General features: G+C 64.2%; 5 protein-coding genes. 4 read left to right on the top strand and 1 reads right to left on the bottom strand.

The window, feature by feature from the left end; translation table 11 throughout:
• The first annotated feature begins 194 nt into the window (after positions 1–194).
• The 4 genes from AC0AP0_RS06455 to AC0AP0_RS06470 all read left to right on the top strand — a co-directional run bounded on the left by AC0AP0_RS06455 (position 195) and on the right by AC0AP0_RS06470 (position 4765).
• Complete coding sequence (locus AC0AP0_RS06455) at positions 195–953, top strand: exonuclease domain-containing protein (RefSeq protein ID WP_254477024.1); 759 nt, start codon at positions 195–197, stop codon at positions 951–953.
• 172 nt (positions 954–1125) lie between these two features.
• A complete protein-coding gene (locus tag AC0AP0_RS06460; protein ID WP_490429775.1) occupies positions 1126–2694 on the top strand; it encodes a Mur ligase family protein in 1569 nt (522 codons plus the stop codon).
• 86 nt (positions 2695–2780) lie between these two features.
• A complete protein-coding gene (locus tag AC0AP0_RS06465) occupies positions 2781–4025 on the top strand; it encodes a carboxylate--amine ligase (RefSeq protein WP_490429777.1) in 1245 nt (414 codons plus the stop codon).
• Positions 4022–4765 carry an aspartate/glutamate racemase family protein gene (locus AC0AP0_RS06470; RefSeq protein ID WP_490429778.1) on the top strand — a complete coding sequence of 248 codons (744 nt, stop codon included), beginning with the start codon at positions 4022–4024 and terminating at the stop codon, positions 4763–4765. The genes AC0AP0_RS06465 and AC0AP0_RS06470 overlap by 4 nt, the downstream gene beginning before the upstream one ends.
• On the opposite strand, the gene AC0AP0_RS06475 is transcribed toward AC0AP0_RS06470, so the two are convergent.
• Positions 4698–7857, bottom strand: a 3160-nt coding sequence (locus AC0AP0_RS06475) for an AAA family ATPase (RefSeq protein ID WP_490429779.1), incomplete at its 5' end; no start/stop codon positions are given. The two genes, AC0AP0_RS06470 and AC0AP0_RS06475, sit on opposite strands and share 68 nt — an antisense overlap.

The raw sequence follows: 7857 nt of genomic DNA on the forward strand, positions 1-7857 counted from the left end.
AGGCGCATGGCCTGTCGGTAAAGCACATCCACCGCAGGCATGGCCAGGGCCTCGAATTGACGTTTTCTGCTTTCGAGTTCGCTGGTATCTGCCACACCCCTATTGTGCCATCCCCCCTCGCCCGTCGCGGTTCCGACCCGGTCGCGGGCCGGTCGGTCCTCGGTTACCATAATGACTGAGGAGAAATCACGCTTATGGAAAACACCGAGTACACAAGCATGGAGCAGGCGCTTCAGTCCGCTCCCCAACAAAGGGGATCGACACGCCTAGGGGACTCCTGGCTTCTGGGGTTCGACACCGAGACCACGGGCACCAAACCGGGCAAGGACGGCATTGTTTCGGCCAGCCTGGTTCTGCGCGACCCGACCAAGGGCTATTCAGGGGATGTAGTAGCCACCTGGATAGTCAATCCGCACCGACATATCAGCAAGGGGGCCAGCCGGGTCAACGGGTTTACCGATCAGCAGCTGACCGCCGAGGGCATGGAGCCTGAACTGGCGACCAAGCAAATGGCCGGATTCATCGCCCGCGCCCAGGACAAGTGCATCCCCCTGCTGGCCTACAACGCCCCTTTCGACGTGCAGATGCTGGACGGGGACATCGCCCACTGGTGCGCAGGCTCAGTCAAGCCCCTGAGCGAGGGGGATCTGCTAGTGGTGGACCCTCTGGTCCTGGACAGGGAGATCTCCCACCGGTCGGGCCGCCGCACCCTGGGGCTGACCAGCGAGTACTACGGCGTCATCCCCCATGGAAACTTCCACGACGCCACGGCGGATACGGTGGCGGCCGTGGACCTGATCAAGCCCATGACCACCCTATTCCCCCAGGTAGCGCGAATCACCATGGACTCCCTTATGGACTGGCAGCGGCAGGCACAGGCCAAGTGGCGGGAACACTTCAATCAATACCTGCTCTCCCAAGGCCGCCGTCCAGTCACCGACTCCTGGCTCTGAGGCTCAGATCCGAGGCCGACCCGCCGCCCGCTTTTGTCCATTCAGTCAAGGGGTCGCCGGATTCTCCTGCCTTGGCTCCAAGGCGGTTTAGACTTGGGTCTGGTCTCGATCAAGGTCACCAATCGGGGCTGGACAAGTCAGGTGACAATCAACAGACAAGGGGAAGACGGGCATGGCGCTGACGATGACTTCAACCCTGGAGTTGCTGCGCGAACAGGGCCAGCTACGCGAGGTAATCCAGAGCGATCAGTGGACTTTGAATACTCCAGAGGACACCCAGTCATCCAAACCATTCACAAATATCACCTACGACACCCGTCAGGCTGGAGCCGGCAGTCTGCTCTTCTGCAAGGGCCGTTTCCTGCCCGAATATCTGGATGTCTGCAATCCCGAAGGACCGGCTGCCTATGTAGCCCAGCAGGATCTATCCTCCCACACCAGAGCCACGGGGATCATCGTCAACGACGTGCGCAAGTCCATGAGCCTGCTGGCTGCCGCTTTTTACGATTATCCCCAGAAGCAGCTGACCCTGGTAGGAATTACCGGCACCAAGGGCAAGACCACCACCGCTTACTTTCTGCATGCCATGCTGGGCAAGATCTCCGCAGGCCGAGCGGCTCTGCTCTCCTCAGTGGACAACTGTCTGGACGGCCGCCATTACCAGGAGTCCCAGCTGACCACACCCGAGTCACTGGACCTCTTCCGCATGATGCGCCAGGCGGCAGACGCCGGCATGCGCTACCTGGTCATGGAGGTCTCCTCCCAGGCCTACAAGGTGGATCGCGTCTACGGGCTGACATTCGACCTGGGGGCATTCCTGAACATATCCCCTGACCACATCAGCCCCATCGAGCACCCCAGCTTCGAGGACTATTTCTACTGCAAGCGTCGCATAATCTACAACAGCCGGCAGCTGGTCCTGGGAGCTGAAGCCTGCGGAGCCGACCTGATCCGTCAGGATGCCCAATTCGTCGGCATTCCAGTGACCACCTTCGGCGATGGTTCCAAGCATGACGACATCTTGGTCCACAGGACTCCTGGCGGAGGCGACGACTATCTGATAGGGCCTTCGGGCGGAGTCATGATGCCAGTCAGCCTGTCCATGGACGGGGATTTCAACGCCCTGAACGCGGCTGCCGCCCTGGCCATGCTGATCCGTCTGGGTCTGGAACCTGACGCAAACGTCCTTCAGGCCATGGAGAGGGTCAGGATAGCCGGGAGGATGGAACGCTTCAAGGCCGACAACCGGGTGGTCTATGTCGATTACGCCCACAACAAGGCCTCGGTCACTGCGCTGCTGGACTTCGTGGACGAGCGCTACGGCGAGCGCAGACCCCTGATCACCCTGGTCACCGGCTCTGCAGGCGGCAAGGCCATCGACCGCAGGAAGGGCATCGTCAATGCCGCCCAGGACCGCGTCGACCGGCTGATCCTGACCGCTGATGACGAGGACGGAGAAAGCTCGGACCAGGTGGACAGGCAGATGCTGGGCTTCGTGACCAACCCTGGGCTGGAGGCCAGTATTGTGCCGGACAGGGCCCAAGCCATCAGGCAGGCCCTGGGAGATCCTGGCCGGCCGGAGGATCGTCTGCGAATCACCTTGGTCATCGGCAAGGGTGAGGAGCGCTGGTTCAAAAAGAACGGCAGCCATGTACCTTACGAGGGCGACGACCACGTTGTGGCACGTCTGTTGGGTACGGAAAGCTACGACCTGGGAGCCACAGGCGCAGCCCGCAGCTGACGATCCCGACGGTTCCCTAATATGGAAAGCCGAATGCCCCACAGCAGAATGGGGTGCACGAGTACATGGTAGGTGGTTTCAGAAAGATGAAAGAGTTCCAACCGGTCATACTGGGCACGGACATCAACGCCTACGGGATGGCGCGGGCCTTCCACGAGGCCTACGGACTGGTCTCCACTGTATTCGGCCACTACCAGCTCTCCCCCACCAAGTACAGCCGGATCCTCGACGTGCACCTGGTTACCGACTTCACCAATCCCAAGGTCTTTGTGCCCGCCCTAAATAAATGGGCAGACGCCTATCACCGGGACCATCCAGGGGCCACCCTGCTCCTACTGCCCTGCGGGGACAGCTACGCCAACCTGCTGGACAAGTTCGGCAATTCCCTGCGCGACCGATTCGCCTTCAACGCCATCGACCAGGAGCTGAACCGGTCCCTCTCGCTCAAATCCTCCTTCTACGAGCTTTGCGATCGCTATGACCTGCCCCACCCGAAGACAGTGTCGGTAGATGCTGAAGACGTGAAAGCCGGCCGCCACCGGAATCTGCCCTTCGACTACCCGGTGGCCATGAAGGCAGCCGACAGCGACGAGTGGCTGAATATCAGTTTCCCCGGGCGAAAAAAGGCCTTTATATTCAGCGACCCGGACGAGCTAGACACCATGATCCGCAGGTCCTACCAGGCCGGGTACACCTCGCAGATGGTCATCCAGGACTTCGTGCCAGGAGGCGATGACAACATGAGGGTGCTCAATGCCTACGTGGACCATCACCACCGGGTGCGCATGATGTTTCTGGGCCATCCCCTGCTGGAGGATCCCACTCCCGAAGCCGTGGGCAACTATGCGGCCATCATGCCCGACTACAACCAGGACATCTTTGACCGGATCAAGGCCTTCCTGGAGGACATCAATTACAGCGGTGTGGCCAATTTCGACATGAAATACGACCCGCGCGACGGGGTCTACAAGCTTTTCGAGATCAATCTACGCCAAGGCCGTAGCAGCTATGTGGTCACCTTGAATGGCTTCAACTTGGCCCGCTGCTTTGTGGACGACCTGGTCCTGGACACCCCCTTCAACGGACGCACCGTCTTCGGCCGGGGGCACCGCCTCTGGATGGAGATCCCCAAGGACATCTTCCGCAAATACTGCGCCGAATCCGAAGACAAGCGACAGGCCATGGCCATGATCCGCCGCGGGGACTGGGGCACCACCCTGGAGTACGGCAAGGACCGCAATTTCAGGCGCTGGCTGCTGATTCGACACATGTTTGCGATCTATCGGCGTCGTTACCGGCGCTACTTCCGTGACAAAAGGACACTGGCATGAGGAACTTCTTCGTCGTCCTGGGTGGCATGGGCACGCTGGCCACCGAGAGTTTCGTACGGGTGCTGGACCGGTTGACCGGGGCGCACCGGGACCAGGACTTTCTGGACTACGTGGTCTTCAACCACGCCACCGTTCCCGACCGCACCGACTTCATCCTGGGCCGCAGCAAGGATGACCCCTTCCCCTACCTGGCCGAGGACGTGCACCAGGCCACAGCCATGGGCGCCTCCTTCATGGTCATGGCCTGCAACACCGCCCATCAGATTCTGCCCAGGCTCCAGGCCCTGACCCCGGTGCCCATTTTGAGCATGCCCCAGGCCACCATCGACTGGGCCGATCGGCACTATCCCGCGAAATCCCATCCGCGCATGGGATACATGGGCACCGAGGGATCCCGCCATGCCGCCATCTACCAGGGCCCGGCCGACAGCGCCGGCTACCGGCTGGTGGACCCGGACCAGGCCCTGCAGGACCGGGTGAGCGCGCTGATCTACGACGACGTCAAGGAAGGCCGACTGGACCGGGACCGCTACCTGGGCGTCCTCGACGCCTTCCTGAACGACTACCACTGCGATTCGGTCCTGCTGGGCTGCACCGAGCTCTCGGTGCTCAACGAGGCCTACCCCATGCCGCAGCTGCCCATCGTGGACTCCCAGGCGGTCCTGGCACAGGTCACCCTTGATCGGGCTCGGGCTCTTCGCGACCGGAACGATCCGGATCCTTCAACCGCTGGGAGATGACGGCCGTCACCCCGTCCCCCCGCATGGTGACCCCGTATAGGGCGTCGGCGATGCCCATGGTCCGCTGCTGGTGGGTGATGATGATCAGCTGGGCATGCTCCCGCAGCTGTTCGAAGGCCTTGAGGAGCCTGGTCAGGTTGACGTCGTCCAGGGCGGCCTCGACCTCGTCCATGACGTAGAAGGGGCTGGGCCGGGCCGTGAAGATGGCCAGGAGCAGGGCCAGGGCCGTCAGCGACCGCTCCCCGCCCGAGAGCAGGGAGAGCCTGCGGACCTTCTTGCCGGCCGGGCTGGCCTCGACCAGAACGCCGGTGGTCAGCAGGTCGTCCGGGTCCTCCAGCCTCAGCCGCCCGCGCCCGCCGGGGAAGAGGGTGGCGAAGATGTGCTCGAAGGCCTGGGCGGTGTCGTCGAAGGCCTCCTTGAAGACCGTGACCATGGTCGAATCCAGATCCTTGACCAGGGCCATCAGATCGTCCCGGGAGCCTATCACGTCCTGACGCTGCTCGTGCAGGTAGCGGTTGCGGGACTCAAGGGCCTCGTATTCCTCGGTAGCCAGCGGGTTGACCTTGCCCAGGGCGGCCAGGTCCCGCTTGGCCTTGGCCAGCCGCTTCTCCTGCTCACCACGCTGGTAGGGCACCGTTGTGAAGGCTGGCGAATCCCCATCTTCCCCCGGTACTTCCTGGTCCAGGGGCACCGGGTTGCCCTCGTCATCCAGGATGGGCACCGGCCGGTCGGGGCCGTATTCGCGGATCAACTCCCCCGGTTCCATGCCCAGGTCATCCTGGATGCGCTGGCGCAGACGGCCGTCCTCACCGGCCAGGCGCTCCCGCTCCAGATCCAGACCGTGCTCATCCTGGCGCAGACCAGCAACCTTGGGTTCCAGAGCATCCCTGCTGGCCCTCAGATCGGTCAGCTCCTCGTCATGGGCCGAAGCCTTGGCCCTGAGCTGATCCCGGCGGCGGGCCGCATGATCAATCCTCCCCTTGATCAGCTGGGTCAGCAGGTCGGCCCTGAGCGCGATAAGCCCCAGGGAGACCATGCCTGCCTTGCGACGACGGTTCTCCTCGCCTATCCGCTGACGATGGCGTTCGGCCTGGTCGGCCTGATCCCGCAGCAGATCAATCTGCCGCAGCAGGGAGGCATGCCGCCGGTCGCTCTCGGTCCAGGTCAGCTTGGCCTCCATCTCGGCGGTGCGGGCCTGGTCCAGGGCCGTCTCCAATTCATGCTGCCGGTCTTCCATGCCCTCCGCGTCATCAGGGTCGGACCCCCCGTCCTCCTGGGCACGGGCTAGACCTGCCTTGAGATCCTCCAGTTTGAGTTCGTGGGTGCGCACTTGGTCGCGCACCTGGGCCAGCCGGTCATCCAGATCCTTGACTCCGGCCTGTGCCCGATCCGATTCCTTGCGGGCAGCGGCCAACTCCCGGGCGGCCTGCTCGGCCTTGATCCGGGCCTCGGTGCACTGGTTACGCGCCTCCTGCAGCTGCTGCTCAGCCTGCTCAAGGGCGGCCCGGGCCGCATCCATCTGCGGCTGCAGTGCCTTGGATTCCTCCTGGAGGGCCTCCACCTGCTCCAGGGCCTTATCCCTGCGTGCGGTCAAGGCCAGGCCGCTGGTGGCCGGGGCGGATCCGCCTACAGCACCTACCCGGTCATAGATGTCGCCCGGGCGGGTCAGCGCCTGCTGCCATCCGTCCTCCAGGGCACGGCGGGCCTGATCGGCGTCATCGACGACAGCTGTGGAGGCCAGCAGACTGCGGACAGCCGCCAGCACCCCCTGGGCACGGTCGGGGTCGGCAGGATGCTCGCGCAGGACCACCAGGTCGGCGGCCGACCGCCAAGGGCCATCGCCGGGACTTACTCCTGCCCCCTTGAGCGGGCCTGATGCCGAGATCAGCGCGGCGCGTCCCAAACGGTCCCGGCGGGCCCGCTCCAGGGTCCGGTCGACCGTCTGGCCATCCTTGGCCACCAGGGCCGAGGCATAGTTGTGCAGGGCCTGGGCCAGGGGCTCCTCCCAGCCCCCCTCCACGCGGACGAAGTCGGTCAGCTGACCGAGCAGGGCCGGATCCCCGGCCTGGGACAGGGCCTCGCCCGCGCCGCGATGGTCCAGCGTGTCCGCCAGGGCATCAGCCTTGGCCTGGGCCGAGATGGCATCGGACTGGATCCGGCGTTCCCGCTCCTGCAAGTCGTTGAGCCTGCTGCGGGCCTGGTCCCTGACCTCGCCTGCCTGGTCCAGGGCCTGTCTGCCGTCCTGGTCAGGGCTCTCCTCCTGGCTGTCCAAGTCCCGCACCCGGTTTCTGGCACGCTCCAGACCCTCCCTGACCTGATCCTGCTGTCGGATCAGGTCACGCTCGCGCTGCTTGGAAAGTTCCAGGGCCGATTCCTCCTTGGCCACCAGCTGCGTCAGGTCGCCCAGCCGAACCTGCCGCTTTCTGGCAGCCTGCCGCAGCTCGGTCATGGTCTGCCGGTGAGCGGCCAGCCGCCGCTCCAGATCCGCACGGGCTTGAACGCAGCCATCCAGGGCGATCCGGTCGGCTCCGACCTGGCCCTCCTCCTGGTCGGCCTGGCCCCTGAGTTCGTCGGCCCGCCGCCTGAGCACCCCGGGATCCTGCCCCTGGTCGGCCACCATGCCGGCCTCCAGCGAACGGCTGCGCTCCCTGGCCAAGGATGCCAGGGACACGGCCCGCTCACCCAGCTTGGTCAGGTCGTTCCACTGCTGGTTGACCGCCTCCAGGGCCGGACTGGACTGTCGGTCCAGCCCCTCCAGCTGTTCGATGCGCAACTTGACCCTGGTCAGGTCCTCCTGCCCCCTGGCCAGCTGCCCCCGAGTCTGAACCAACCGCGATCGCAGATCCTCCAGCTTCTTTTTCGAGGTCAGAGCGTCGTCGGCATGGATGCGGGCCTGGGCGTCCCGCAGACTGACCTGGATCATGTCGGCCCGGCGGGAGACCTTAGCCTGGCGACCCAGCGGCCCCAACTGCCGATGAATCTCGCCGATCAAGTCGTCCAGACGGGACAGGTTGTCCTCGGTGTTGGCCAGCTTGTGCAGGGCCCGTTCCTTGCGCTTGCGGTGCTTGAGGATGCCGGCCGCCTCCTCGATG

It is taken from the genome of Bifidobacterium sp. POST2/T3 (B1), from assembly GCF_058197115.1.

Excerpts from the sequence above, each read along its gene's own strand:
- AC0AP0_RS06470 (WP_490429778.1), top strand. The coding sequence starts at position 4,022 with ATGAGGAACTTCTTCGTCGTCCTGGGTGGCATGGGCACGCTGGCCACC.
- AC0AP0_RS06460 (WP_490429775.1), top strand. The coding sequence starts at position 1,126 with ATGGCGCTGACGATGACTTCAACCCTGGAGTTGCTGCGCGAACAGGGC.
- AC0AP0_RS06455 (WP_254477024.1), top strand. The coding sequence starts at position 195 with ATGGAAAACACCGAGTACACAAGCATGGAGCAGGCGCTTCAGTCCGCT.
- AC0AP0_RS06465 (WP_490429777.1), top strand. The coding sequence starts at position 2,781 with ATGAAAGAGTTCCAACCGGTCATACTGGGCACGGACATCAACGCCTAC.